Below are 26361 nucleotides of genomic sequence, written 5' to 3'. Positions count from 1 at the left end.
ATGAAGCTAATGTAATGATGATAAGAAAAAGACAAGAAAAACAAAGTATCATATTATCGATACTCTTTTTTATTCATGGCGTAACCTATGCAAGCTTGGTTCCCTGGATTCCAGATTTAAAAGAAAAGTTTAATCTCAGCAACTATATGGTTGGAATAATGGTATCGGCTATTCCAGCTGGATCGATAATTTTTGGTTTACTATCGAAAAAGTTTATCAATTTTATAGGGCTGTATTGGGCAACAAATATAACATTTTTATTATTAGTCATTGCAATATCAACCGTTGCATTTTCATCATCATGGTATGAAATAACATTATTACTTTTTCTGTTTGGTATTTTTGATTCTTGGGGCGATACATGCATCAATGTTCAGGCCCTGAATATACAAAGAACATATGGACAGAGTTTAATTAATAGAGTTCATGGTGCCGGGAGTATCGGGACAATATGGGGAGGGTTTATTGCTGTAATGGCAATTGGCTTCGGTTTTTCAATGGAGCAATTCAACCTAATATTATTAATGATAAATTTAACAATGTTCACCATATATATGGTGCTATTTAAAAAAGCATCTGCAACTAGCTATAATTACTTAAATATAAAATCGCATAAAGAACGGAAAAAAATGTTACTAGAAACCAAACTCTACATTATATCTTTAATAATTCTAGTATTTACATGCAATATAGAAGAAACCGCAAGCATCTGGGGAGCAATATATATGAAAGATATTTATAACGTCTCTTCCGTCATTTCTGGCTTGCCTTATCTCGCATGCCAAATATGCATGGTTATTGGGCGTATATTTGGTGATTATTTCACCAACAACTGGGGGAAGATACAGACATTAAAATATGGAATATTATTATCGATATCTGGCGTAGCATTAATAATAACCATTAACTCATCTTTTTTTACAATATTAGGTTTTTCTCTCATTGGTTTAGGCATATCAGTAGTATTCCCATTAACGATATCATTTATTGGTCAATTGCCCAATATAAATGCGACCAGCGGAGTTACTTTTGCCACTTGGATGTCAAGAATTGGTTTACTGGTCTTCCCCCCTTTAATCGGCGTACTAGCAGATTTCACCTCTCTGAGGACTGCTTTTATAGCCATATTAATCAGTTGCATATTAATCTTTTTCTTAATTAATATTCTATCCATAAAATCAACTCGACTAAGCAGTTAATATCAGGAGATAAATAATGAAGAAAATGAAGTGGGCGATTATATCAGGAGATGGTCTCCCAACCAGTGGTCTATTAACTATATTTAGAAATGTAGCTAAAATAGCCATAGAAAGTAATATTATAATTCATGAAATCCCTACTGATCTGGGATTTTCCTGGCGGCCAGATAAAATAAAATTCTTCCCTCACGGGAGCCAAGGTTCATACTATCCGACATGGATGAAAGTGAGTTCTATTCATCAGTATTCAATGTGTGAAGAAGATTTCGGCAATGAATTTACGCAGTTAAGGAGTAACATTGCTAAATATGAATATTTAACAGTGTCGGAAACAACCGATATTAAAAAAAAGATACATGCAATTTCTGAACACTATAAAAGTTACTTTATCAATTGGCTTGAGGATAACGAAATTGACTGGTTATTCTGCTTAAACATGACACTTTCCGATGCTGTTCCGGTAAACCTGGCTATCCATCATGCTGCAAAAGAGTATTGGGCGAAAAAAAACTATGGCGGTGTAATTTTCTGGGAGCATGATCTTTTTGGTAGCTATAGTATTTATGAGCATACAGAAAGGCTATACCCACAAACTCCCAATGCATTGACTCCGATACCACAAAATAATAACTATACTAAATGGATAGTTGCCTCAGAGGCTCTGGCCAATGAATGCAGATACTACCCAACAGAACTGGCGGTCGATGTCATTCCCAATATATTACCTTCTATAGATAAATTTGGATTTAATGAGATTCATAGTGAATTTTTAAATCAACATAATATAGCCGTAGGTTCGCCCATAATTATTGTTCCTGTTAGGGTATTTAGAGTCAAAGGTATCGAAATATCAATTGATGTTTTTAGCTCTCTGCTTAATATTTATAAAAATAAAGGGTTATGCACACCTAAGTTATTTATATTTGGCAATATGAATGAAGACTCTGAGTATGCACTTTGTCTAAAAATGCAAGTTAATGCTTTGCATCTCGATGATGATATTATATTTTTAGATGAGGTTCCGCTTCAAACTTATAAGAGTAAAGATAATCGTTGGTATTTAGATGAGATTGACTTGCTTATCATATGTCATGCTTTATCCGGGGCTGTTTTATTCACCCCCAATGTCGAAAATGTTGAAAGTGTCGGTTTGGGCCCCGCCCTCGCAGCTATCGCAGGCATTCCTTGCGCCGTCACTGAATATACTGCTTTCACTGAATTTTATGGCTGCGAATATCATCATATAAAAGTGAATCCCAATGCGCCTGAGAATGCGGCACAGCAATTATTTGAATGGATGCGTAAACAGGCTGCGGGTGAAGTAGATATTAAGATGCAGCTAGCCAGTAATAAACTGCTGGTTCAATCAAAATTCCCCGAAAAACCATGGCATGAATTTATACATAAATTACGAGGTGAGTTATCCAATTCTAATTTAAATCCATTAGTTTTCAAATAAACTTTCTTCTTTAGAAGGATACATCATGAATATCATAGAGACGACCCCAAAAAAGGTGGCAGAGATCCCTGACAAAATCAATATTCTGATATTAGGTGGAGGAATGTCAGGATTAGAGTTAGCTAAACATTTAAATAATAGAGAAGTGGAAAACATAGTTGTTATAGAGGCAGGGCCCGCGGATGATTGCAATCACATTAATGCTGGAGAAGAATATCAGCAAGCCAATGAACTTTGGAAAAATGAAGAATCTGATAAATATGCTTACCGCTCATGGCTATCTTTAAGTGAGCCTCATTTCTCAAAAGGAACCTGTTTACGGCGAAGAGTCGGTGGCCGCTCACTCTACTGGCATGGTGTTATCTTGCCAATAGAGGCCGAAATTCTCAAGTATTGGCCGCCAAAGATTGTCAGTGACCTTACAGAGAGCTGGTTAGGAGGCCCATCTCTTTATAGTCAAGTACAATCGGAAATATTAGCCTGGGCTGAAAAAAAAGATAATGCTGACTATTCTTTCAAATTCACTCATTTTGAATTTAATGTTACCCCCCAAGCGACCAAAATACATGGAGAATCTGGTCGTTGGGAAGCTTATTCACCCCTATCTTATTGGAAAGAGGATAACAAACTCAGGAACAGCCCCCTCATTATCCCCGGATATGAAGCAGTCGCGCTTATTATTAAAAATGGGAAATGCATTGGTGCAAAATTAAGAGAAATTGCATCAAATAAAATACATCACGTGTTAGCCGATAAATGCGTACTTGCCTTAGGCACTATTGAAAACTCACGTTTAGCCGCTCAAGCCCTCTATGATTCAGGCGATTTTACAAAGAAAAAAATAACAGGTCTTGTTGATCATATTGTGCAAGGATTTAATGTCACATTTGAGCATAATAAAAATCCGGCTAAAATTGAGGCGCTAATTGACCGCTATCCCGATACTATATTTTTCAGCCCCAGCATGTCTGGAGAAAGATTTAATTTATTTTTTACAATCAGTAGATCCAACTTTGGTATTGAATTAGAGGTATGGACGATGGGTGAACAAATCCCTTCCACTCATGGATGTATTAACATAAAAATAGATGATGATATTGTACCATTATCCATTTCATGTGACTTTGGAAATGACGATAATATACTAATACAAAAAGAAAAAGATGAATTAAATATATTTTGGCGCGAAGTGTGTGAAAATAAAAAAATACCCTTTGAGCCTCTAGATTTTGAGACAGGATTTATGATTCATGCCCGCACCATGGGAGATGTCCACCATCAATTTCGCTCCCCTTCCAGAATTGTCAATTATAATGTACCAACAACCTGGATTAGTCCTCTGGGGACAGAGAATCATGAAAGTAGCACTCTGCCCCTCGGGACGATATTAAATGACAATCATGAGTTTAATCACATCAGTAATCTATTTGCTGTCGGCCCCAGTACATTTCCACGGCCAGGTGCTGCCAACCCATCATTAACGACACTCGCACTATCCCGCAGACTCGCCTATTTACTTAGCTGACAATACTATAAATTAATAAGGATATTAGTTATGCAAAAACCAATTTACATTCTTGGCACGGCTCTATCTCACGATGGTTCAACCTGCTTAATGAAAGACGGCGAAATTATATTCGCAATCGAGAAAGAAAGAATATCCAGAATAAAGCATGATGGCTTTAATGATAATGATACAATTCAATACTGCTTAGATGCTGCAGGTATTAAATATAATGATCTCACATTAATTGTGGAGCAAAGCTCTCATAACCCACTTTTTAGCGAGCAATTAGAATATCGGAAGAATCGCGTTTTGCCGCCAATGGTGCCTATTGTCACACTTTCTCATCACCTAGCTCATGCTTATAGTGCCATTGGTACATCACCTTTTGACGATATGGGGGTGGTCGTTATTGATGGGCATGGTGGCAGTGCAGATAGTTGCAATGACATTATTACCCATATCTCTGGCGCAGATACTATTCATCTTAATAATCGCTACCGATACTGGGAAACCTGTAGCTACTATATTTATCAAAGTGGTAAAATGATGCCCATCTTTAAAGACTTTTCCCGTTGGGTGAACCGGAAAGATAGAAAAATTTATCCTGCGTCAACATGGGAAATAGAAAATTCTATTGGCGAGTTTTATGAAGGAATAGCACTGTATATTTTCGGTGAACTCGACTGTGCAGGTAAATTAATGGGGTTAGCTCCCTACGGCAGAGCGAATATTATTAATTGGCAACCTTTCTTTTTCAGTGCTGGGAAAGTGATATTACGTAATGATTGGTGGGAAAATATTGACCCATTACTAAATACTCACCCAACACATTTTAACGATAACTTCCAATATTATGCAGATCTGGCTTATTGGGCACAAACCCAACTTGAAGAAGCCTTATTCTATCTGTTCAACTATTACTATCAACTTCATCCTATGAAAAACTTTGCTTATGCCGGCGGGGTCGCATTAAATGCTACAGCAAATGAAAAACTCATTAATAGATGTGAGTTTGATAATCTATATATTCAACCAGCAGCAGGCGATAATGGGCTTTCTATCGGATGTTGTTATTATGGCTGGTTGGAAGTCCTCAAAAAAGAGCGAATTAAGCATTCAGGTGCAACTTATTTTGGCAAAAACTATAATGATATTAGCGTGACAGCCGAGCTTGAAAAACAAGCGGATAAGATTGAATATGCTTACTGTGAAGATATTGAAACTATGGCTGCGGTAGCCATTGCCTCTGGTCATGTTATTGCCTGGTTCCAAGGGGAGTCTGAGTTCGGGCCACGTGCCTTAGGAAATAGAAGTATCTTGGCCGACCCCCGCAGTTCACAAATGAAAGATCACATTAATGCCAATGTGAAGTTTCGGGAGGATTTCCGACCTTTTGCCCCCGCTGTTTTACATGAAAAAGTACATGACTATTTCCATTTAAATCATGATAGTGACTACATGCTATTTATTGCTTATGTAAAAGAGCAATACCATACTGATCTTCCCTCAATTGTCCATGTTGATGGAACTGCTCGAGTCCAGACGGTTAAAGAAGATATCAATAGAAAATTCCATAAATTGATAACCGCTTTTTTTGATGAGACTAAAATACCTATATTACTGAATACCTCATTGAATATTAAAGGCATGCCAATAGTCGAGACCCCCAAGGATGCAATTAATCTATTTTTAAGCTGTGGCTTGGATCTGTTATTTATCAATAACTACAGAGTATCGAAGAAGAAAATAACCTGTTAACTAATTTATATACCTATAAATCATATTTCTCGTTTAAATTTCGAGGTTTTATATGCAAGGAAACATATTTCCAATCTATAAAAAAAACAATCTAAAAATAGGTATTATTCATCTATCCACAGAAGGTATTCAAATCTTTGTTGGTGGGGTTGGCTCTTATATCAGAGGGCAAATTCAGGCTCTACCTGAAGTGATTGATTCACTGGCTGTGTATGATATAAGGTTAGAACCTCATTTTATTGAAATTGCATACAACAAATATAATTCATTCTTTGATGCAGATTGTCGTAATTATTATATAGAAAGAATTAATCAGATGGGGGGAACATTCTCAACGGTGCCAAATATGACCTTGGGTAATGGGGTCGGATGTTTATGGCCTTACGGCGATGCTTTCCTTGGTGACTTACAAAACTGGAAGATATCCTCAGCTGCAGCTGCTGCCAAAATTATTGATATCAGTGAGAATTACGATATTACTTTAGCATTCTGTCATGAACTGCCATTCTCATTTACACCTTTAATTGCCAGCTTACATGCCGCAGTCGAAGAGGTGAATCTAAAGATTATCTATGTCTCCCACGGCACCGCATTTAATCATGAAATGCCATTACCCAATCCTGAACGGCTGATGGCAGAATCATTACCCATTCAATGGGCGAAGATTGATTCTAATATCAAGCTCGGCACTATCAGCGATTTTCTGGCGGATCACTTAGTTTCAGAATATGGCGCTGACCCACAAACATTTATACCGGTTCCCGCCGGGATAAATATCAGTGACCCGTGGTATCGGATACGCAGTGAGCAAGAGATCTGCAACACGCTATCTGCTTATGGAATATCACTCGACTCCCCACTGGCAGTCACTCTTGGGCGAGGAGTATATTATAAGCGCTATGATTTGTTGCTTAAAGCGGCGAGTTATCTGGGCGATGATATACATACCGTTATCGTGAGTGACCCTGTCTTGCCAGAATTATCCGCATTAGCCAGCCAGCTTGATGTAAATACGTCAATTATAAATTCGTTTGATCGCGAACTGATGGCTTGTCTGATCCAGTGGCGTAATACGCGTGCATGTATTCTGTCTGCTGAAAATGAACCGAATGGACTTATTCCTATGGAATCACGCTGGTTAGCAAGAAAGCAGGGAGCTTTATTAATTGTGGCCGACTCTGGTGGCCTGCGTGAACAAGTTGAAGAGGGTGTTGATGGGTTCGTGCATATTCCGGGTGATGCGGCAAATTTAGCGGAAGTTATACGTCATGTTTGCCAATTAACTGAGTTTGAAATAGATAAAATTAGGCAAGCAAGTGCTGCATTAATAGCAGATCGCTATAACTGGAAAAACCAAATTCTGACGCCACTGAGTTGCTTAATTCCTCAGATAGCGGCCCTGAATTGAGGCCGCTATCTCAATGATGATAGAGATGGGAGACGAAACCGTTTACTGGAGTTTGAGTGCTCCAGTTGCGGTATCCAATAACGCTGTTTGACCATTACGACTGGCCTCAAGGCAACCTGTCGCCCCCACTAACATCGGAATATCCAATTCTGTGGCCAGAATTGCACTGTGAGAAAGAATATGCCCGTGACTTAAACAGATACCTTTTACTTGCTGGTGATTCAGACCAATCATTTGCGATGGGAATAACTCCTCAGCCAATAATAAAATCTCGCTGTCGACTGAAATCGCCACTGGCGGCAATCCCGTCAAATGACCTAAACTGCGATTAAGAATATCTCGAATGTCCAGCTCACGAACACGCAGATAGTCATCATTCAGTGCCTGATAGTCCGCCACCATGGCCATTAACTCATCCTGTAATGCCGATTCCGCACAAATCTGTTGCTGTTCTATCCGTTTATCCATTGATCTGTAAAGCTCTTCATCATCAATTAGCATGGCATGTGCAGTAAAAATATCGGCCGCCTGAGCACCAATCTGCTGTTCCGCCTGCCGTGCCAGCTGCTGGAGGTCAGCCAGGGTGTGCGCTAAAGCCTGATGTAAACGCAATTGTTCGTTAGCAATATTCTCAGCATTAATGGTGCGCGGTAAAAAGACCGGAATGGCGGGTAACCATTGAAGTATGGGCGCGGTAATCGTCCGGCGAGGAACCATTATGCCGGTGAATCCACTATCACTGGCAGTGGTGACAGATTCGCCAAAGTGCTGATGGGCCAGTTGCATAAAAGCATCCAGTGCCTCGCCTGCTTGCTCGCCGCTGGCCAGTAAACGAATGGTATCGCCTTTACGTACTTGCAAAATGGCGAGCTGATTCAGGCTACGGGGATTAACACATTGACCATTTTTTTCCAGCAGTAAATCTGCGGCAAACGGCGCTAATACTTCGACTAATTTAGCCGCAGGGCGGACATGTAATCCATTAGGATTACGCACCACCCAACTCACACTCTGTGCATCAGGGGCCGCCTTGGCCATTTCATCACTCCTGGCGGGCGGGCTGACACTTTCACCTAACTGTGCCGCTTTAGCCGCCATCGCCCCCATTGCTTCAGCACACACCTCGTCCAAGGATGCCCCGGATGAGGCCGCAACCACCGCAGCCAGAGTCCCCTCGACCAGTGGAGCGGCGCAAAGCTGCACGTTTTTCACCCTCTCGGGGTCTAATAACTCCAGTGCGGTTTCAGCACTGAGTAATGCGCTGCCTAAATCCATCAGCACCAATACACCTGATGGAGAATAAACCGATTCAATGGCTTCCATCACTTTAATAGCATCCGTGCCGATAGGATGATCCAGGTCGTCTACACCGGCGGCCACCGCGAGCTGGCAACCACCTTGTGTCATTTGCTGTGCCAGTTCGGCCACACCCTGAGCCAGCAGCGCGCTATGAGAAACTACAACGAGATTGACCATCTTTCCTCCTGATAATCTTGTGAACCACATTAGTGGCTAGCAACCTGCCACAGCGCCTGCATCATCAACATCACGGATGTCGCCCCCGGGTCTTGATGGCCAATGCTTCGCTCGCCAAGATAACTGGCACGGCCTTTGCGCGCCTGCATGGTGATAGTCCCAGCCAATGCAAGCTGGGCGCGTTCAACAGTTTGCTGTAATGCATCCACCAGCGGCACCCCTTGCTGGTTGGCCTGTTCAAGTTGTGCCACCACCGCCCACCAAACATCACACATGGTTTTATCACCCGGCTCAGCTTTGCCGCGCATCACCACCCCTTCAACACCATCTTTAAACATCTGGCAGACTGCGGGCAAATCCAGGCTCTGCTTGGCGTTGGTACTTTGTGCTGCGCGAATAAAGAAAGTGCCGAACAGAGGGCCACTCGCGCCGCCAACACTTGAAAGCAGGGTCATACCGGTATTTTTCAGAATGAAACCAATATCTTTATCAGCAAAGGAGGGTAATTTTTCGACCACTTTATTAAAACCACGATTCATATTCAGGCCGTGGTCACCATCGCCGATTTCAGTATCCAGCTGTGTCAGAAAATCCCGTTGTTCACTGAAAACCTCAGCACAAAGTTGCAACCAACTGACAATCTGTTGTTTGGTAAGTCCCATGACTTTCTCCTGGCACATTATTGTTTGCTAATAAATGTTGTTTGCTAATAAATTTCTGGTACCACGGCCCTGCAATGTCAAATTCACCGGGCATCAGCAGCCCCAGCGAAGGGCCGGGGTATTCACTGGTGCATCCCATAGAGACAGTAGCTCATCGTCCACCTTCAACAACGTAATAGACATGCCCTGCATATCCAATGAGGTGCAATAAGAGCCAATCAGTTTGCGCTCAATGGTCAAACCAAAATCGGCACAACAGGCAGCCAGACGGTGCCAGACACCATAAAGCTCTGATAGCGGCGTCGCCCCCAAATTATTGACCAGAGCAATGACTCGATCACCTTTCGCCAGTGGCTGCTTGCTTTGGCGCGTCTCACGCCAATCCTCTGCTTGTCTGTCCCAATGGCGCAATGTGCGCTGGTAGCTACCATGTTCAATCAGGGTTTGGAACATGGCGTCCACGGTGTCATTCAACGAGGTAAATGGCCGCCGTTCAATGCCGGGTTCGCCATGGATGCCCACCCCAAATTCCATCTCATTTTCAGCTAATGTAAAGGACGGTTTACCCGCCGCAGGTACAGTACAAGCGGCGAGAGCAATGCCGATAGAGTGCCCCTGATTATTGATTTTTTGGCCGAGCGCCACGCATTCATCCAATGAATCACCACGAACCGCAGCAGCCCCGAGTAACTTTTCAATAATGACCGTATTGGCCACCCCTCGCCGGCCGGCGGTATACAGGCTATCTTTGACGGCCACATCATCATCAATGACTACTGTGCCAACTGCGGTTCCCTCGGCATGTAACAGCTCTGCCGCCGTTTCAAAATTAAGAATATCGCCAGTGTAATTCTTGATTAGCATCAGTACGCCCTGCCCGCCATCAATGGCTTGGCCGCATTCATACATTTGATCGGGGGTCGGCGAGGTGAAAATCTCACCAGGGCAAGCACCATCCAGCATACCTGCGCCGATAAAACCGCAGTGCATAGGTTCATGACCACTGCCACCGCCAGACATCAAGGCCACTTTGCCCCTCACCGGGGCATCTATCCGAGTGATAAAAAGAGGTTCCTGATGCAATACCAGCTCAGGATGGGCCGCAACCAACCCCTGAATTTGTTCCTGTAATACACTCTCAACGCTGTTAATTAATTTTTTCATTTTATGCTCCGCGAGCGGGAATGCTGGGAAGTTGAGTTGCCGATGATGAATCACACCGGCGAACTCGGTCAGTTAGCTTGCCTATCGGCCCACTTAATTGAGGAAAGCCTGGCCTAAACGGTCAGCCACAATAATAGCGGCATAAACGCTATCTGCTGTGACGGCAAACGGCATATTGTGAATGGTTTCACCCTCGGCACAACTGGCCTCAGCAACCGCGCGAATCTTACTTTCAATATCCTGTGACACCCCCATTTCGGCTAATGTGATGGGTAAACCGAGTTGTTGGCAGAATGAAAGCACCGTTTCTATCTCTTCCATACTGCTGTTTTGTAATACCAGTTGAGTCAGAGTACCGAAGGCCACTTTCTCGCCATGATACAGATGGTGGCACTCTTCCAAGACGGTGAAACCATTATGAATAGCATGTGCCGCCGCCAAACCACTACTTTCAAAACCAATACCACTTAAGTAAGTATTGGCTTCGACAATACGTTCCACGGCCTCAGTGACCACCCCCGCTTCTACTGCCAGCTTGGCTTTGAAACCCTCCGCCAGTAGGGTTTCGTAGCATAAACGGGCCAAAGTGACTGCGGCTAATGTTGACGCGCCCCCGGCCATGCTGGTGGCTTTGGCATCAAAACAGGCCTGTGCTTCAAAATAAGTCGAGAGCGCATCCCCCATACCGGCAATCAGTAAACGCACCGGCGCTTTTGCAATAATCGCGGTATCCATCAGGACGATGTCTGGGTTTTTGGGGTAAATAAGATATTCAGCAAATTCGCCCTGTTCGGTATAAATCACTGATAATGCACTGGTTGGCGCATCGGTAGAAGCAATGGTCGGCACCACAATGACGGGAATATGTTGATAGTGAGCAATTGCTTTTGCTGTATCGAGAGTTTTCCCTCCCCCAATACCAATCACTCCGTTGCAATGATGTTTTTTCAGCTCAACCGTGAGGCGCTCAATTTCCTGCCGTGAACATTCGCCGTTAAAGCGGCTGAAATGATTTTCCAACTCATTGGCTTGTAAACTCGCGCCAACAGCATCCGCCGTTAGCTTCATCACAAAATCATCAGCAATAATAAAATAGTTATTAGCCAGTAACTTAGCAAATTCACCAATGGACTGTAATGCATTGGCACCTTGAATATATTTAGACGGAGATTGAATGACTTTCAGCATATCTTGCTCCTGTAGCGTAAGAGATAACGTAAGAATGAATATTTTTTAAGGTCAATTTGATGAAACTGGAACTACTATAAGCGCAAAAAATAGACTGGGAATCGATAATGAAAACGTTCCATTATGAAACTTCACTGTGTTAGTTGCGTTTCATAATGGAACGAAAGAGTGAGTATTCAGGAGTGGGAAGAGAGCCAGTGCACAGAATGCGTTTAGGGCTTAAGAATAAATCCAGCCCATGTGACACATAAAAAAACAGCCCCAATAATGGGGCTGCTGAAGTTATCTTAGATTCAATAACACCATAAGTTACTCACTGACCGGCTCATCGTGCACCTTATCTTTAGGTTCCGGGTTCATACAGCTATATATCACTGGCAACACCAGCAATGTCAGCACGGTAGCAAAGCCCAGACCGAACATAATAACCACGGCCATACTTTGGAAGAAAGCATCACTCAGCAGCGGAGCCAGCCCCAATACCGTGGTAAACGCGGTTAGCATGATAGGGCGCAGACGCGCAGTTGAAGCATCAATAATGGCATCACGCAACGGTTTTTCCTGCCGCTGTAAGCCAATTTCTTCCACTAACACAATCCCGTTACGTATCAACATCCCACTCAAACTGAGCAGCCCCAACAGCGCCATAAAACCAAATGGAATACCGGTAAGTAAGAAGCCGACCGTCACGCCAATAAGGGCTAATGGTACTGTCAGCCAAATAGCCAGAGCATTACGTACCGAGCTAAACATCAAGACCGTCACCACAAACATTATCAGGAAGGCGATGGGCAAGCTGATGAAAATACCCCGTTGTGCTTCTGTGGTACTTTCATAGTCACCGCCCCATTCAAGTTCATAACCGCGTGGCAGCTGGATGGATTCCACCCCAGGCCTGATGCGCTGCAATAACTCTGCTGAGGTTTCCCCGCCCTGCTGGGTTGGGTCTGTTTGCACCGTTAATGTCCGCTTGCGATCCAAACGCATAATCAGCGGGTCTTCCCACTCGGTTTCAAAACTGGTGACAACATTATCAATCGGGATAAAGGCCTGCCGCGCCTGACTCCACACCATCACATCATTTAGCCGCTCAGCATTGAGTCGCTCGGAATCCGGTGTGCGCAGGACAATCGGCATCAGGCGAGTACCATCGCGGTACAACCCTACCGGTAGGCCGCCAAAACTCATGCGCAATGTGCCATCAACCTCACGTTTATCGACCCCCAACTCGCGGCCCAGATAATCAGAGAATTGTGGCCGGATCATTTTGCTACGATCCTGCCAATCATGCCTGGCACCATCCGCCATCGGGTCCGCAATAATCGCTTTTTCTGCCTGTGCTGCCAAACTACGCAACACTTCTGGGTCCGGACCAACAAAGCGGGCTTCAATGGAACTGTTGTTTGATGGCCCGAACATGATGCGTTTTATCTGCGCATCAACTTGCGGGTATTCATCGTGCATATAGGATTCGATTTCATCAATCAAACCGGGGATCTGGTCAAGCTGCTCAGTGCGCACCATCACCTGCGCATAGTTAGGATAGTGACGTTGGGCGTTATAAGTCAGCATAAAGCGCATTGCGCCCTGACCTATGGTTGCCATGGTGTCAGCCACCCCTGTTTGCTGCTTGATATACTGCTCGACCTTATTCGCCACCCCTTCGGTATAGCTGATATCAGTGCCATTCGGCAGCCAAATATCAACAAAGAAAATAGGTGTGTTTGATGGCGGGAAGAAACTTTGGCGAACATGACCAAAGCCCACGACTGACGCCACTAACATTGTCGCCAGCAGCACCAAAGTCACCGTACGATGCCGCAGTAACTTATTCAGCACTACGCGATAATAGCGGAATAACCAACCATCATAAGGTTGCTTGGCGGGTTCATCCGCCGCCACTTTCGCCGGTTTCTGATTATCAAATGCCCATTTGGAGAAGACCGGCGTTAACGTCAGGGCGGTGAACCAGCTCAACATCAGAGAAATCAACAACACCTGGAATAACGATTTACAGTATTCACCGGTTGCATCATTAGACAAGCCGATAGGGGCAAAGGCCAGAATGGCAATGATGGTCGCCCCTAACAGCGGCATCATTGAGCGCTTCACGACATTGCCGATGGCCGTGGAAATGCTTTCGCCGCGCTGACGGCCAACCACAATCCCCTCCACCACCACAATGGCGTTATCCACTAACATACTGAGCGCGATAATCAGCGCCCCTAATGACACTCGCTGTAGCTCAATATTAAACAGCCACATAATGAGCAAGGTGCCGAGCACGTTCAGTGCCAGTGAGATGGCAATCACCACGCCACTGCGCACCCCCATAAAAATCAGCAGGGTGACAACAACAATTAACAGCGCCAACAGGAAGTTCAGAATAAAGCCATTAACCGCCCCTTCAACTTCATGGGACTGGTCATAAAATACATTGATATGCATGCCTGACGGGCGCTCACCCTCCAACTGCGCCAGCCGAGCTTTAATGGCATTACCCACATTCACAACGTTGACATTCGGGGCAAATGAGATCCCCAGCGCCAGTGCCGGCTTACCATTAGCGCGATAAATATTAGTCGGTGAATGGCCAAAACCTTGTGTCACAGTCGCGATGTCGCGCAAATAGACACTTTTTGGGCTGCCAGGCTGACTCACCAGTAAGTTTCCAAGCTCTTGGACACTCTGGAATTCACCGGTCGGATGCAGACGAATCGACTCACTGCCAACCTGCAACTGGCCGGCATCGGACACCACATTCTGGCGCGCCAGCAAATCGGACAACTGCTGCGGTGTAATACCGGCCGCCGTCATCTGGGCGCGAGAAATCTCCACCTGAACTTCTTCCGGCAAGATACCGACAATCCCCACTTTCCCGACGCCGGGCACCAGTACCAACTCACGCCGCAACTGCTCAGCAAAGTTACGTAAATCCTGATTGCTGTAGCCGTCCCCGGTGAGTGAGAAGAAGAAGCCGTACACATCGCCGAAGTCGTCATTGACCATCGGCGCACTGGCCCCCGGTGGCAAACGCACACTGTTATCATTTATTTTGCGCCGTAATTCATCCCAGATTTGCGGCAACTCATTCGCACCATATTGCGCACGAATATTGATAGTGATTTGCGACAACCCGGCACTGGAAATAGAGGTCACATCATCAACATAAGAGAGCTCCTGAATGGCATTCTCAAGAGGTAATGTGACTTCTTCCTCAACCTGTTGCGCCGATGCCCCATCATAGCGAGTCACCACTACCGCCGTTTTGATGGTAAAAGCGGGGTCTTCCAGCCTACCTATATTGAGATAGGCAATAACGCCACCAATACCCAGCAACAAAATTGTTAACCAGATACGGGTAGTATTATTGATAAAATTATCAAGCAGCTTCATTAGAGACCCCGCTCACGAACCCAAGCCCGGACAATTTGATTGGGGCGAAGCTCACCAGTACCGGCCGAGACAATTTGCTCACCGTCAGCCAGTCCAGACGTGATTTGAATGCCATTCGCTGTTAGCTGGCCCACTTGCACTTTGCGCTCTTCAACATGCATCTGACCATCATCATTCTTGATGACCCAAACCCGAGCATCATTCAACTGGGTAGTGTCGGGGTTAAATACCGCCTCGACTGGCACCACAATGGTGGGGTGGTTAGTCCCTGAAAGATTTCCAGAGTTAATTCTTACCCGGCCACTAATACCAGAAAGCAATGGCATATCTGCCGGGCGTTTCATGGTCAATGTGACCTGGAAAGTCTGGGAAGCGGAAGTCGTCGAAGTGGTGTGTTCTTTATATTCAGCAACAAATTCGCGCCCCGGCAAATGGTTAAGTAATACCGTCGGCTTGTAGTTGCGGTTGCTGATATCCAATGTGGTAAACAGACGCTCTGGCACACTGAAGACCACATCCAGCGTATCCAATGCACTTAATGTCGCCACCGTTTGGCCAGGTGCCATTACCTGATGATTCCGCACATTAACATTGGCGATAATACCGTCGAAAGGTGCGGTGATGGTCGCATCACTGAGCTCTTTTTGCGCAATTTCCAGCGCTGCTCGGGCGGACTCCATCTCAGCGCGGCGAACATCCAACTCGGCGCGTGAAACGGCCCGTTGCCCTTGCAAGGTATTGAAACGATTAAACTGATCTCGAGCCAGATTAAAGGTGGACTGACGATCTCTGACTCGCAAGCTCAAGTCAGTGTCATTCAGTTTGGCGATAACCTGGCCTTTTTTCACCTGCTCACCTTCGCGAACCAGCAATTGTTGCAACTGCCCACTGCGTTTAAAGGAGAGTTGGGTTTCATCGCCCGCCTGTAATCGGGCTGGGAAATAACGAGTCCCATTTTGTCCACTGTCTTCAACAGTAAATATTTTTACCGGACGCACACTCTCCACGACTTCTGGGGGAGTTCGGTCGCAAGCAGCGAGAAGAAACGCTAATAACAGAGTGACTACTGTTTTTATCTTCACTATAAGATCTCGTTGAGTCAGATTTTCAAAATTATTGCAGATTAGTTATTCACACTTTTTATACCCCAAGTCATTGGAGTTGCAGGTAAGCTGTATGCGATTGAACCGATGAGCTTACGCAAGTCAGTACACAGAGCTAGCCACCCTACAACGTCAAGAACGCGAGATATCTCGGTTTTTCTGCGCCATATTACGTACCAGCGCTCTTATCAGTGTGATTAATAATCCCCCGGTAAACATTCCTAAAAAATAGATCAGCACAATTAGTACTGAAATGGGTAGTGTTATTTGCGTGAAAAGTAAAGATAAGTTCACTGTTCCACTATTTTGGAACGCAAACAGTGTGGTTAGCACCACGATTATGCAGAAGCACACGCCATAAACATATTTCACGCCAGGATCCTTTTCATCTCAGCCCACCACATTTAAGTATTAAAAAACCGATAGCCGATAGCAAAATAGCGCTGTTCTGCTACCCACTATCGGCTATTTTTTTAAGAGCGAACCCGTCAAATACCCTGTGGCTGCAAGGCCGAAGGGCATCCCCAAAGTCATTGGAGCCACAGGTAGGCTGCCAACAAACGAATCCCGATGAGCTGACTCAAGTCAGTGACTCGGGTGAGTGCGAGCAGCTAACAACCCTGTGGCTGCAAGGCCGAAGGGGATTAGTAATCGACGGCATCCCGGATGATTGGGCACGTCATACAATGGCCACCACCACGTCCACGCCCCAACTCACTGCCAACAATTTCAATGACTTCCACCCCTTCTTTACGCAGTTGGGTGTTGGTTTTGGTATTACGGTCATAGGCTAGAACGACACCTGGCGACAATGCGACCATGTTATTGCCGCTGTCCCACTGTTGGCGTTCGGTGTCGTAATCATTACCTTCGGTCTCTACTACACGCAGTTTTTTCAGGTTCAGTGCGCCGGCCACTGCCTCAACAAATGTGCCTTTGTCGCGGCTTAATTTAATGCCGGTTGGGCCACTGTCTGGACGTAATGAGAAAGTCTGAATCTGATTCACAATTGCCGGGTAAAGAGTCACGACATCACGGTCGCAAAAAGTAAATACCGTATCCAAGTGCATGGCAGCACGCAGTTTTGGCATAGCGGCAATCATCACGCGCTCGACTTGCCCAGCGCTATTTTTAAACAGTGATTGAGCCAACTGTGTAATGGCCTGATGAGAGGTGCGCTCACTCATGCCGATTAACACCGTTTTATTGCCAATCGGCATCACATCACCACCTTCCAATGTGGCGGTACCGTGGTGCTGTGTCGGATCGCCCCACCATACTTTCACATTCGCGTCGCCAAAGTCTGGGTGGAATTTATAGATGGCGGTGGTCAGGATAGTTTCTTCATGACGTGCCGGCCAATACAGTGGGTTCAGGGTCACACCGCCATAAATCCAACAGGTGGTATCGCGGGTATACAGTGTATTCGGTAGCGGAGGGAGCAAATATTCCGTGATGCCAACCGCTTCGCGGATCAGCTTCAGTTCTTCTTTGTCGCATTTACCGTCTTTATGCAGCTCAGTGGTAGACAAACCGCCAATCAGCACTTCGGCTAGCACTCGCGGCTCCAGGCTTTCCAGGTAGCTGCGAGTTTCTTGCAAGATGCCCAATGACACTTCATTCGGCACAATTTGCTGGTCTAAAATCCACTTTTTCGCCGCCGGGATGGCCACCGTCTCAGCCAGCAGATTATGCATCTCAACCACATCAACACCGCGTTCGCGCATTTTGGTCATAAAATCAAAATGGTCGCGTTTAGCTCTTTCTACCCACAGAACATCATCAAATAATAATTCATCACAATTACTTGGAGTCAGGCGGTTATGGGCACGCCCTGGCGCGCAAACCATCACTTTATGCAATTTCCCGACTTCAGAGTGAACGCCAAACTTAGTCTTCGCGTGAGTTTTCTTAGCTTTATCTGACATAAGAACTCCAATAAATTATATGGTGATAATCCCGGTGGCAATGCTATAAATCGCAGCAACTGCAGCCACAATCAGAACAATAAACAGTATTCTTTCGTAGGTATTAAATGCTTTTTGATGCTGTTCACGTTTGGCAATCAAATACAAAATTGTGCCCGGGCCGTAAATAATGGCCGATAGCAGCAAGTATTTCAGACCGCCCGCATAAATCATTAGTGCGGAATAGAATGTCGCGATGAGGGCAAAAATAAGATCTTTTCTGTGACCGCGGGTATTTGTTTCGTAAGTTTCACCCGTCCAAGCCAGTTTTAGCCCATATGCCCCAACCAGCAAATAAGGGATAAGGGTGAGTGAGCTGGTTAATTCCAATGCGAGTTGGAAAGCATAATCAGTAAACAGTGTCAGAATTAAGAACACTTGAATAAAGATATTGGTCAGCCAGACCGCTGCTGAAGGCACCGCATTGCTATTTTCAGTCGCGAATACTTTTGGCATGCTTTTACTTTTCGCCGCCGAGAACAGCACTTCGGCTGCCAGCAGTGACCAAGATAAATAAGCACCCAATACTGAGATAATCAAACCTACGCTAATAAAGATTGCGCCCCAGCGCCCCACAATAGCTTCTAGGACTCCGGCCATAGACGGCTGACGTAATGCCGCTAAATCAGGGCGCAGTAATACACCGTAAGACAACATGGTGATTAGCACTAATAAGCACAGCACGCCGATAAAGCCCAGAACCGTGGCAATACCCACATGGCTACGTTCTTTAGCGTAACGCGAATAAACACTCGCGCCTTCAATGCCTAAGAACACAAACACTGTGACCAACATGGTGCTACGCACTTGAGAGAATAAAGATTCAGGTTCAACAACCGCAGGCAGAACTGCCGCCGCATGGCCGACATAGCCGTAGTCATTCAGGTGAGATAAATCAACGCTTTTAACCACATCTGGCGTGCCCCAGAAGTTCAGGGCAAACACATCACCTTTGAAAGCAAAGATAAGGACGATGACAAAAATGAAGATAGGAATTATTTTGGCAAAGGTGGCAATGGTATTAATCGCCGCCGCTTCTTTAACACCGCGCAAAATCAGAATATGGAATCCCCATAGAATCACGGAGGCCACTAATACCGCAGGAATAGTGTTACCGTCGCCAAATATAGGGAAGAATGCCCCTAATGTTGATTTGATAAGCACAAAGTAAGAAACGTTACCAATACACGTACCGGCCCAGAAACCTAATGCAGAAGCAAAACCAAGATAATCGCCAAATCCCTCTTTTGCATATATGAATACACCGGAATCGAGATTAGGTTTGCGTTGAGCTAATGTTTGGAAAACAAAAGCCAGCATTAGCATCCCACCACCCGCGATACACCAGGCGATGAGTGCACCAAACCCACCCGTTGCTCTGCCGAAAGTTGCGGGTAATGAAAATATACCGGCACCGATCATTGAACCGACCACTAAAGATGTTAGGGCCGGCAAAGATAATTTATTCGTAGATGAATTGGCCATGATGTTCTCAATGACGTTGGATAAATTAAATTAAACGTAGATTCTGTTTATCCCACCAACAGATTCGCCTGGACCCACTTACCATATAAAATACATAGTTATCATAGCTTCCTTTAAAACTATTGCATAATGCCCGGAAAGTAGACCAAATCTTACAATATGTAAATTATTGAAAAAACTATCACATACATCAAAATTTTGTAATAGTGATCTACATCATCATTTCATATATTTAAGAAAAAACTCGCCAGTTGAATTAACCAAATAAAAGCCACTCCATTAGCATAGAAATCTGTTTTCTTTATATAAGCAATTTAGGATGATTCCAATGGGTACACTTTTTCAATCATGCGGGCATAAATAGAATTAACACCATGTTGCACAGGCTAAACCCATGGTCTAGTCTTAATGATTAAGCCCTAGAAATTAAATTAAAAAATCAATATAAATCAATATAAATCAATATAAATCAACAAGTTGAGCTCAATTTTTTCTTTTAAAGAAATAGTCCATTTCTTAGAAAAATTCTCTTTCCCTGCATAATCCCAATTTTGTATCACCCCTCTTAATTACAGATAAAAAACAAACAATGGCGAAACTTATAACCTGTGTTTTGGTTTTTATAAAACCAAACTAAATCTCTTTTTTATAATCAGACGAGTAGTCACTCTGGCTCCAAAAATCAATAAAACCAGTGATAGGATAGTCATTATTTAGGTTTTATTTAGTATTCATTTAGATTTCGGCAATAATTGTTGATTTAATGTTAATTATTGATTTTTACATTTCCCTAAAGTGAATCGCCGCCATACACCGCTTCATAAAAATCAAATATCAGTGTTTTACTTCAATGAAAATAAATCACACAGAACAAAATAAATCAGTAACTCATTAATATTAATAATAAAATACAGACTTTTCTCATTGACGGTATTAGAAGAATTGATGTTTGATACTGAAATACCTGATATCTTGCCTGGCTATATTGATGAAATAAGCGAAAACGGCCCCCAGTGGGACCGTTTCTTAGCTAGTTATATATTCTGTTTACTCGAGATATTCGCTATTGTGTCAATCGCTTATCCGAATTCTGCTGAGCACTTGTTACGGAATACCCCGCCAAAATGGCGACAAAAATCATAAATAGGTGGCCTTCAGAAGAATCCAGCAAGAATGAATTAAAGAAGTTACAGGCCATATAACTGGTCAATATTGCCAGCAAGACATTACGTAGAGCCGGTGTCTGCTGCCAAATAACACGGTAACAACAGACAATCCAGGCCAGGAAGATAAGCAAACCAATAACACCTGACTGGACAGTCTCCAACAAATACTGATTATGTGGGTTATTGATTTTGTAGTTTATTGTCGGGTCTTCATAATAGAACCCACCGGCACCATGCCCCAGCATCGGCGCTTCTTTGATCAACCGAGCCGCCTCAATCGCAAAAACTGAACGTTGCCCCATCGAAGTACGGCAAGCACCACCGGCATCACCTGAAGATGCCGTCATACAAACTTTAATTTCATCAACACCCTGCGTAATACGTTCCGTCGCTTTATTGGGGATAAGCAGCAGTGCAGCAAAGGCGAAGCCCCCCATCGCAACCAATAACCAGCGCTGGCGGCTCCCCAGAGAGAAGAACAGCCATACACCCAACCCAACAACGAGCGCGACATACCCTGTTCGGCCCAAGACCAAGAACAGAACACTGTAGCAGGCCGCGACGACAAGTAGAGTGTAGGCCCAACGTTTCCAACCCTGATGTTTAAACGCCAGCATCAGTCACAGCATCGCCGACAAGGCAAGAAAGAAGTTTTGCGTAATTTGCAGCTTAAAGATGGTTGGATTGGCAGGGTCAATATTGCCCAGCGGAATGTGTAATACTCCCACAGCCAAGCTACCCGCCAGCACCACAGCATTGGCGGTTAAAAAACCGATGCAAAAAAGTTTTACCCGCTGTGGGTGGTGAATAAAGAACAATGCCAATGGCAGGATATAAAGAAATTTCTTATCTTTACCCACCATATCCGGGCCATAGCTGTTGTGATGAAACAGCAATGACAGCGCCAATAAGATAAACATGATCGCCGGTAGGTAGACTAGTGGGTTCGTCAGTAACGGTTTTAATTGCAGCGATTTACGATGAATCACCAAACTGATTAGGATTAAAACCAGCGAGATATTAATAAGTGGATTAGAGGTTGGTAAAGCAATACCTAGTAGCAGTGCAGCAATACTGCTCAGCATGTCACTACGCAGGTTAGACGGGGAGATGCCCGGCGCAGAAGTCGATGGGGTTATCATAATTCTCTCAGCTTAAGCTGCTTGGAAGGCCAAAAATTGGCTGATACAAATCTGTGATTGACGCGTTATCGGCTCTGCGTACGCCAAGCATCAACGGCATCTATGACATCATTCACTGGGATAGCGTTCAAATAACGATCCGTGGTGTCAGTATCTATCTCATTAGGATGTGGCAAAGTGCGGTAATGACCCGCCCATAAAAGGGTATGTGGCGCTTGCCATGGGTGCCATTGGTGCAGATTACTGGGGCCAAATAACACCACCGCAGGAGTTTGTAATGCAGCAGCCATATGCATCGCCACGGAATCGACACCAATAAATAGCTTAGCGTTATCTATCAGGACGGCAAGTTCTGGCAGCGCCAAAAGGCCGGATAAATTAATCACTTTTTCTGGCTGTGCGCAGCCTGCAATAATTTCGGCAATATAATCCAACTCAGCTTTATCTTTACCACCGGTCAGCAGCACAGTTTCGCCTTGCTCCGTAAGATGGTTTATCAATTGACTGAATGATTCACTGGCCCAAGTTTTGAATTTCCAGCGAGCAGAGGGTTGAATCAATATGTAATCAGCAATATTACGTTGCTGACACAATTGTTTTACTCGCTCAATATCATGCGGCCCATAAGACATGGTGACGTCAGTGCTGATATTGGTCAGTTGTAATGGCGCAAGAATGTCCAAATTATTGAGAACAGTGTGTCGCTCGGCGGCATTTGGTATATCGACGAGTGTGGAATGGCAATAACGCCACAACCAGGTATCGCGTTTGGGATAATGAAAACCAATGCTGAAGCCCGGCTTTAATAACCGGCAATAGGCTGCGGCTCGCCATTGATCAGATAAATTGAGGATTAAATCATAATGGTGTGCTTTCAAAGCCGCAAACAGCGCTTTTTCACCACTGATTTGAGCCTTTAAGCCCGCATGTTTGAGGCCACGGTCCACAATAAACGCGTGATTAACTGTTTTGTTTTCCCGCAGCATATCTTGCGTGCCACCATATAGCAGCACATCAACCTTGGCCTGCGGATAATTGGCTTTTAACGTATTTAGCAACGGAGTTGTGAGGAGAACATCGCCGAAATGACGCAACTTAATCACTAAAATGCGTTGAACATTCTCTTTCATCTGCAACAAACTTGGCAGGTTAAATTGCCCAGCAGGTGATTCAGTCTTGTTTGATGTATTCATCATCGAATGTGGCATCATCGGCAACAAAAGGGGGCAACAATGCTATCCAAGCACTTGCGACATAGCAATGGTTTTTGCTGTTGGCTTACCCAACTAAACCCATTGACGTTATCGCTGCGGGCAGCTTGAGCACGGCTCCGAAGCTCAAACTGCCCAACAAGATAGTTAATTTCACAGGCCCGGCGCTTTCCACAGCGACGTCGTCAACCCGCTATCCACCAGCGATAATTGGTCGGTATACACCGCTTGCCAGTTAGTTTTGGCCGCTTGGTAAAGTGCCTGATGCTCACTGTTTGGTTGGTATTCCCGCTCCCAGCGCACCAACCGCTCACCGGTTTTATCGAGCGCGTCATACAGCCCGACCCCCACCCCGGCGGCAATGGCACAGCCTAAAGCCGTGGCCTCTTTAACAACCGGCACTCGGACTGGAATACCGGTCACATCGGCCAGAATCTGGCTCCACAATTTACCTTTTGAACCGCCGCCCGCAAATACCACGGAGGAAGCTTTGACGCCGGAGAACTCCGCAATTTGTGCCAGATTACAGGCCGATACTATCGCGGCGTTTTCTTCTAGTGCTCGGAATAAGGTGGCTTTGTTGCACTTTTCAGGGTCGAGTGACAGGTTAATAAATGAAGGCGCGGCGTGATACCAGGACTTAAAGCGCATCACATCAGAGAAAATTGGCATCACCCCATAAGCCCCCGCAGGCACCCGCGCCGCCATGTCCTCCAGCAAGCTGTAGGTATCAATACCCAGTCGCTCGGCGAGTAATTTCTCTTCGGCGCAAAAAGCATCACGGAACCAACGCATGGTTAAGCCGGTGAAGAAGCTGATGGACTCCGCTTGTACCATGCCGGGAATAACATGAGGATTAATGCGTGTATTCATATTGGGATCTGTGATTGGCTGTGGCAAATTAACCACTTGCTGCCAGAAAGTCCCGCCCAATACCGCGGTTTGCCCCGGCTGCACCACACCAAGCCCTAAGCAGCCGAGCTGGACATCCCCCCCGCCCATTACCACCGGGGTTCCGGCCAGCAAACCACACTCTTCTGCAGCTTGTGCCGTGACCTGCCCGAGCAAGCTGCCCGTCTCTTTGACGGGTGATAAAATATCAGCACGTAACCCGGCCATTTCCAGCAAATTCGGCTGCCAGTTGCGGGTGACTAAATCCAGCATCCCGGTGGTGCCCGCATTGGAGGGATCCACCGCCAATTCGCCACTGAGCATATTCGCCAGCCAATCACTTATCATGGTTAATGTACCGGCCTGGCGATAAATATCTGGCCGATGATGCGCTAGCCACAGTAACCGGGGCATCGCGCTGAGTGCCAGTGTCTGGCCAGAGCACTGATAGACTTCAAGTTCAAATCCATAGTTGTGCAATTCTTTCAATTCGCTGACTTCGCGGCTGGCGCGCGCATCCACATTGGCGCAGGCCCAAATTGGCTGACCACTGCGGTCATAGAGCACAATGCCCTCGCGCATGGAACACGCCGCAACGGCACGGATAGCGCTGGCGGGTAATTTAGCCTGATGCAATGCCTGACGGATGCACTGGCAGGTCAATTTCCAGTTGGTCGCTAAGTCAAACTCCATCGACCCAGGGACATCGGGGACGGGCAGATGTCGCCATTCAGCCTGTCCAGCGGCTATCTGATGACCATTAAGGTCAAATATCACCGCCCGAACACTGCCGGTGCCTGCATCCAGAGCCATCAGATAATCACCCGATGGGGCGGTCGTCGAGAATTGACTCATTACGCTATCCCCTGTTTTATATAAATTTATGAATAAACCTGCCCTCTACTGCCTATTACTTAGAAAATAACCAAAGCTAGGGTGCTCTTTTCGTCATCAGATTGCGCACTGCCCAATCTCAAGCTGATAAGCCAAATAGCCCATTAAATCAGTTTGATGATTGAACGCGCTGTCAGCTCATCAGTCACTAAGGCATTCACATATTTGCCCTGTAAAGCCGCAACAATAGCTTCTGATTTTTCTACCCCACCGGCCACACCAATGACTGTCGGGATATTGGTCAGCTCTGCCAATGAAATACCAATCAACTCTTGGTGAATTTGCATATCCGGCACCAATGCACCATCAGCTTGCATAAAGTAGCCGAGGATATCGCCGACCGCCCCTTTGCGGCTGAACATCAATTGTTCGCCCTCACCGATATAGCCGGAGCGCAAAATAGTGGCTTCCTTTTGCTGATTCACCGAGCCAATACCGACCACCGCAACATCCGCCGCCCGTGCCGCCAACATCACATCGCGCACACTGTTTTCTTGGCGGAATGTTTCAGCAACTTTTGCACTGGAGGCCCGCAGTGGCGCAGGAATAATACTGACCTGACAGGCGGCATCGAGCTGACCAATCCCGGTCATATAAGACCCCACGCCGCCGGAGAGAGTGACCAACCGCACCTGCTGTGAAGCAATAAACCCACTCAGATGCTGTAAGGCGCACATCGTCGTTTCGCCAAAGCCGACCGCCAGTAGCTGCTGCGGTTGTATCAATGCCATCAATAAATGGGCAGCACCAATGCCTAACCGGCTATTAATGCTGAGGTCAGCCAGTGACGGCAAAATGCGGATATGTTTGAGGCCAAAATGCTGTTGCAGCGAATTTTCCAGTTCCAGACAACCCTCATAGCGCGAATTAATCTGCACCCGGATCACCCCCGACTGTCGGCCTTTCTCCAGTAATCTGGAGACCTTCAATCTGGTCAGCCCCAGCAGTTCACCAATATCCCCTTGTGTTAAGCCATCGTGATAATAAAACCACGCAATGCGAGCGAGCAGTTCCTCTTCACTCATGCTATTACCCGGATATTTGTATTCATCATTGGACGACATAGGTTTTTCTTTTGTTACCGCTTTTTCTTTCATCATTACCGACATTTCTCTTCTGATGCTTTTCATCATTCATCAGCGCAATCACTGAACAACGAATGTTAAATCTCAATTGATAACTACGCTAACAGCTTAACCAACATATTTGAACACATTTTAATTTAAATTTTTTTATTCACGAAAATGTGATCTTGATTACGCCGTGAATGGGATTATACGGCTAT

At 45.3% G+C, this 26361-nt stretch carries 17 protein-coding genes and 1 pseudogene; 5 read left to right on the top strand and 13 right to left on the bottom strand.

From position 1 onward, the window contains the following. The first annotated feature begins 17 nt into the window (after window positions 1-17). Genes D5F51_RS03075 through D5F51_RS03055 form a run of 5 tightly spaced genes read left to right on the top strand, consistent with a single transcriptional unit; the run spans window position 18 to window position 7331 of the window. On the top strand, window positions 18-1199 hold the full coding sequence (locus tag D5F51_RS03075) for an MFS transporter (RefSeq protein ID WP_129199150.1): 1182 nt from the start codon (window positions 18-20) through the stop codon (window positions 1197-1199). Window positions 1200-1215: 16 nt separating this feature from the next. After that, complete coding sequence (locus tag D5F51_RS03070; protein WP_129195569.1) at window positions 1216-2658, top strand: glycosyltransferase family 4 protein; 1443 nt, start codon at window positions 1216-1218, stop codon at window positions 2656-2658. Between the two features lie 25 nt (window positions 2659-2683). Next, window positions 2684-4183, top strand: coding sequence for a GMC family oxidoreductase (locus tag D5F51_RS03065; RefSeq protein ID WP_129195568.1), 1500 nt, complete (start codon window positions 2684-2686; stop codon window positions 4181-4183). Between the two features lie 30 nt (window positions 4184-4213). Then, window positions 4214-5923, top strand: a complete 1710-nt coding sequence (locus tag D5F51_RS03060; RefSeq protein WP_129195567.1) for a carbamoyltransferase family protein — start codon at window positions 4214-4216, stop codon at window positions 5921-5923. Between the two features lie 52 nt (window positions 5924-5975). Then, window positions 5976-7331 (top strand): glycosyltransferase family 4 protein, encoded by a 1356-nt coding sequence (locus D5F51_RS03055; protein WP_162301673.1) that lies wholly within the window; start codon window positions 5976-5978, stop codon window positions 7329-7331. 42 nt (window positions 7332-7373) lie between these two features. Here the strand turns inward: D5F51_RS03055 and dhaM are convergent, their stop codons facing one another. From dhaM to lsrR, 13 genes and pseudogenes are all read right to left on the bottom strand, one after another. Next, window positions 7374-8807, bottom strand: a complete 1434-nt coding sequence (gene dhaM / locus D5F51_RS03050; protein WP_025379612.1) for a dihydroxyacetone kinase phosphoryl donor subunit DhaM — start codon at window positions 8805-8807, stop codon at window positions 7374-7376. A gap of 29 nt (window positions 8808-8836) precedes the next feature. Next, window positions 8837-9469 carry a dihydroxyacetone kinase subunit DhaL gene (gene dhaL / locus D5F51_RS03045; protein WP_129195566.1) on the bottom strand — a complete coding sequence of 211 codons (633 nt, stop codon included), beginning with the start codon at window positions 9467-9469 and terminating at the stop codon, window positions 8837-8839. Between the two features lie 93 nt (window positions 9470-9562). Next, window positions 9563-10633: a dihydroxyacetone kinase subunit DhaK gene (gene dhaK, locus D5F51_RS03040; RefSeq protein WP_129195565.1), complete on the bottom strand. Its 1071-nt coding sequence runs from the start codon at window positions 10631-10633 to the stop codon at window positions 9563-9565. Window positions 10634-10726: 93 nt separating this feature from the next. After that, the gene (locus tag D5F51_RS03035) at window positions 10727-11821 is read right to left on the bottom strand and encodes a glycerol dehydrogenase (RefSeq protein ID WP_025379615.1); all 1095 of its coding nucleotides are present in this window, start codon (window positions 11819-11821) and stop codon (window positions 10727-10729) included. A 309-nt stretch (window positions 11822-12130) separates the two neighbouring features. Further along, window positions 12131-15217: an efflux RND transporter permease subunit gene (locus D5F51_RS03030; protein ID WP_129195564.1), complete on the bottom strand. Its 3087-nt coding sequence runs from the start codon at window positions 15215-15217 to the stop codon at window positions 12131-12133. Beyond that, entirely contained in the window at window positions 15217-16299 is a 1083-nt protein-coding gene (locus D5F51_RS03025; RefSeq protein ID WP_129195563.1) for an efflux RND transporter periplasmic adaptor subunit, read from the bottom strand. The genes D5F51_RS03030 and D5F51_RS03025 overlap by 1 nt, the downstream gene beginning before the upstream one ends. A gap of 153 nt (window positions 16300-16452) precedes the next feature. Further along, entirely contained in the window at window positions 16453-16692 is a 240-nt protein-coding gene (locus D5F51_RS03020) for a lipopolysaccharide assembly protein LapA domain-containing protein (protein ID WP_087768434.1), read from the bottom strand. A 272-nt stretch (window positions 16693-16964) separates the two neighbouring features. Beyond that, window positions 16965-18248: an arginine deiminase gene (gene arcA, locus D5F51_RS03015; RefSeq protein WP_025379618.1), complete on the bottom strand. Its 1284-nt coding sequence runs from the start codon at window positions 18246-18248 to the stop codon at window positions 16965-16967. Between the two features lie 15 nt (window positions 18249-18263). Next, window positions 18264-19772 carry an amino acid permease gene (locus D5F51_RS03010; protein WP_025379619.1) on the bottom strand — a complete coding sequence of 503 codons (1509 nt, stop codon included), beginning with the start codon at window positions 19770-19772 and terminating at the stop codon, window positions 18264-18266. 1063 nt (window positions 19773-20835) lie between these two features. Then, a pseudogene (waaL-ps, locus tag D5F51_RS03005) lies at window positions 20836-22080 on the bottom strand (O-antigen polysaccharide ligase WaaL-ps). Between the two features lie 65 nt (window positions 22081-22145). Then, window positions 22146-23276, bottom strand: a complete 1131-nt coding sequence (gene rfaQ, locus D5F51_RS03000; protein ID WP_129195562.1) for a putative lipopolysaccharide heptosyltransferase III — start codon at window positions 23274-23276, stop codon at window positions 22146-22148. Between the two features lie 168 nt (window positions 23277-23444). Continuing rightward, window positions 23445-25037 carry an autoinducer-2 kinase gene (gene lsrK, locus D5F51_RS02995; protein WP_129195561.1) on the bottom strand — a complete coding sequence of 531 codons (1593 nt, stop codon included), beginning with the start codon at window positions 25035-25037 and terminating at the stop codon, window positions 23445-23447. Window positions 25038-25180: 143 nt separating this feature from the next. After that, complete coding sequence (lsrR, locus tag D5F51_RS02990; RefSeq protein WP_129199146.1) at window positions 25181-26173, bottom strand: transcriptional regulator LsrR; 993 nt, start codon at window positions 26171-26173, stop codon at window positions 25181-25183. Window positions 26174-26361 lie beyond the last annotated feature (188 nt).

Source organism: Yersinia hibernica (assembly GCF_004124235.1).
GTDB lineage: Bacteria > Pseudomonadota > Gammaproteobacteria > Enterobacterales > Enterobacteriaceae > Yersinia > Yersinia hibernica.
Note: the sequence above shows the minus strand (reverse complement) of the source record. Positions and strands in the feature narration are given on the sequence as shown.

Coding starts and splice junctions, on each gene's coding strand:
- D5F51_RS03075 (WP_129199150.1), top strand. CDS start 18: ATGATAAGAAAAAGACAAGAAAAACAAAGTATCATATTATCGATACTC.
- D5F51_RS03070 (WP_129195569.1), top strand. CDS start 1,216: ATGAAGAAAATGAAGTGGGCGATTATATCAGGAGATGGTCTCCCAACC.
- D5F51_RS03065 (WP_129195568.1), top strand. CDS start 2,684: ATGAATATCATAGAGACGACCCCAAAAAAGGTGGCAGAGATCCCTGAC.
- D5F51_RS03060 (WP_129195567.1), top strand. CDS start 4,214: ATGCAAAAACCAATTTACATTCTTGGCACGGCTCTATCTCACGATGGT.
- D5F51_RS03055 (WP_162301673.1), top strand. CDS start 5,976: ATGCAAGGAAACATATTTCCAATCTATAAAAAAAACAATCTAAAAATA.
- dhaM (WP_025379612.1), bottom strand. CDS start 8,807: ATGGTCAATCTCGTTGTAGTTTCTCATAGCGCGCTGCTGGCTCAGGGT.
- dhaL (WP_129195566.1), bottom strand. CDS start 9,469: ATGGGACTTACCAAACAACAGATTGTCAGTTGGTTGCAACTTTGTGCT.
- dhaK (WP_129195565.1), bottom strand. CDS start 10,633: ATGAAAAAATTAATTAACAGCGTTGAGAGTGTATTACAGGAACAAATT.
- D5F51_RS03035 (WP_025379615.1), bottom strand. CDS start 11,821: ATGCTGAAAGTCATTCAATCTCCGTCTAAATATATTCAAGGTGCCAAT.
- D5F51_RS03030 (WP_129195564.1), bottom strand. CDS start 15,217: ATGAAGCTGCTTGATAATTTTATCAATAATACTACCCGTATCTGGTTA.
- arcA (WP_025379618.1), bottom strand. CDS start 18,248: ATGTCAGATAAAGCTAAGAAAACTCACGCGAAGACTAAGTTTGGCGTT.
- D5F51_RS03010 (WP_025379619.1), bottom strand. CDS start 19,772: ATGGCCAATTCATCTACGAATAAATTATCTTTGCCGGCCCTAACATCT.
- rfaQ (WP_129195562.1), bottom strand. CDS start 23,276: ATGATGAATACATCAAACAAGACTGAATCACCTGCTGGGCAATTTAAC.
- lsrK (WP_129195561.1), bottom strand. CDS start 25,037: ATGAGTCAATTCTCGACGACCGCCCCATCGGGTGATTATCTGATGGCT.
- lsrR (WP_129199146.1), bottom strand. CDS start 26,173: ATGAAAGAAAAAGCGGTAACAAAAGAAAAACCTATGTCGTCCAATGAT.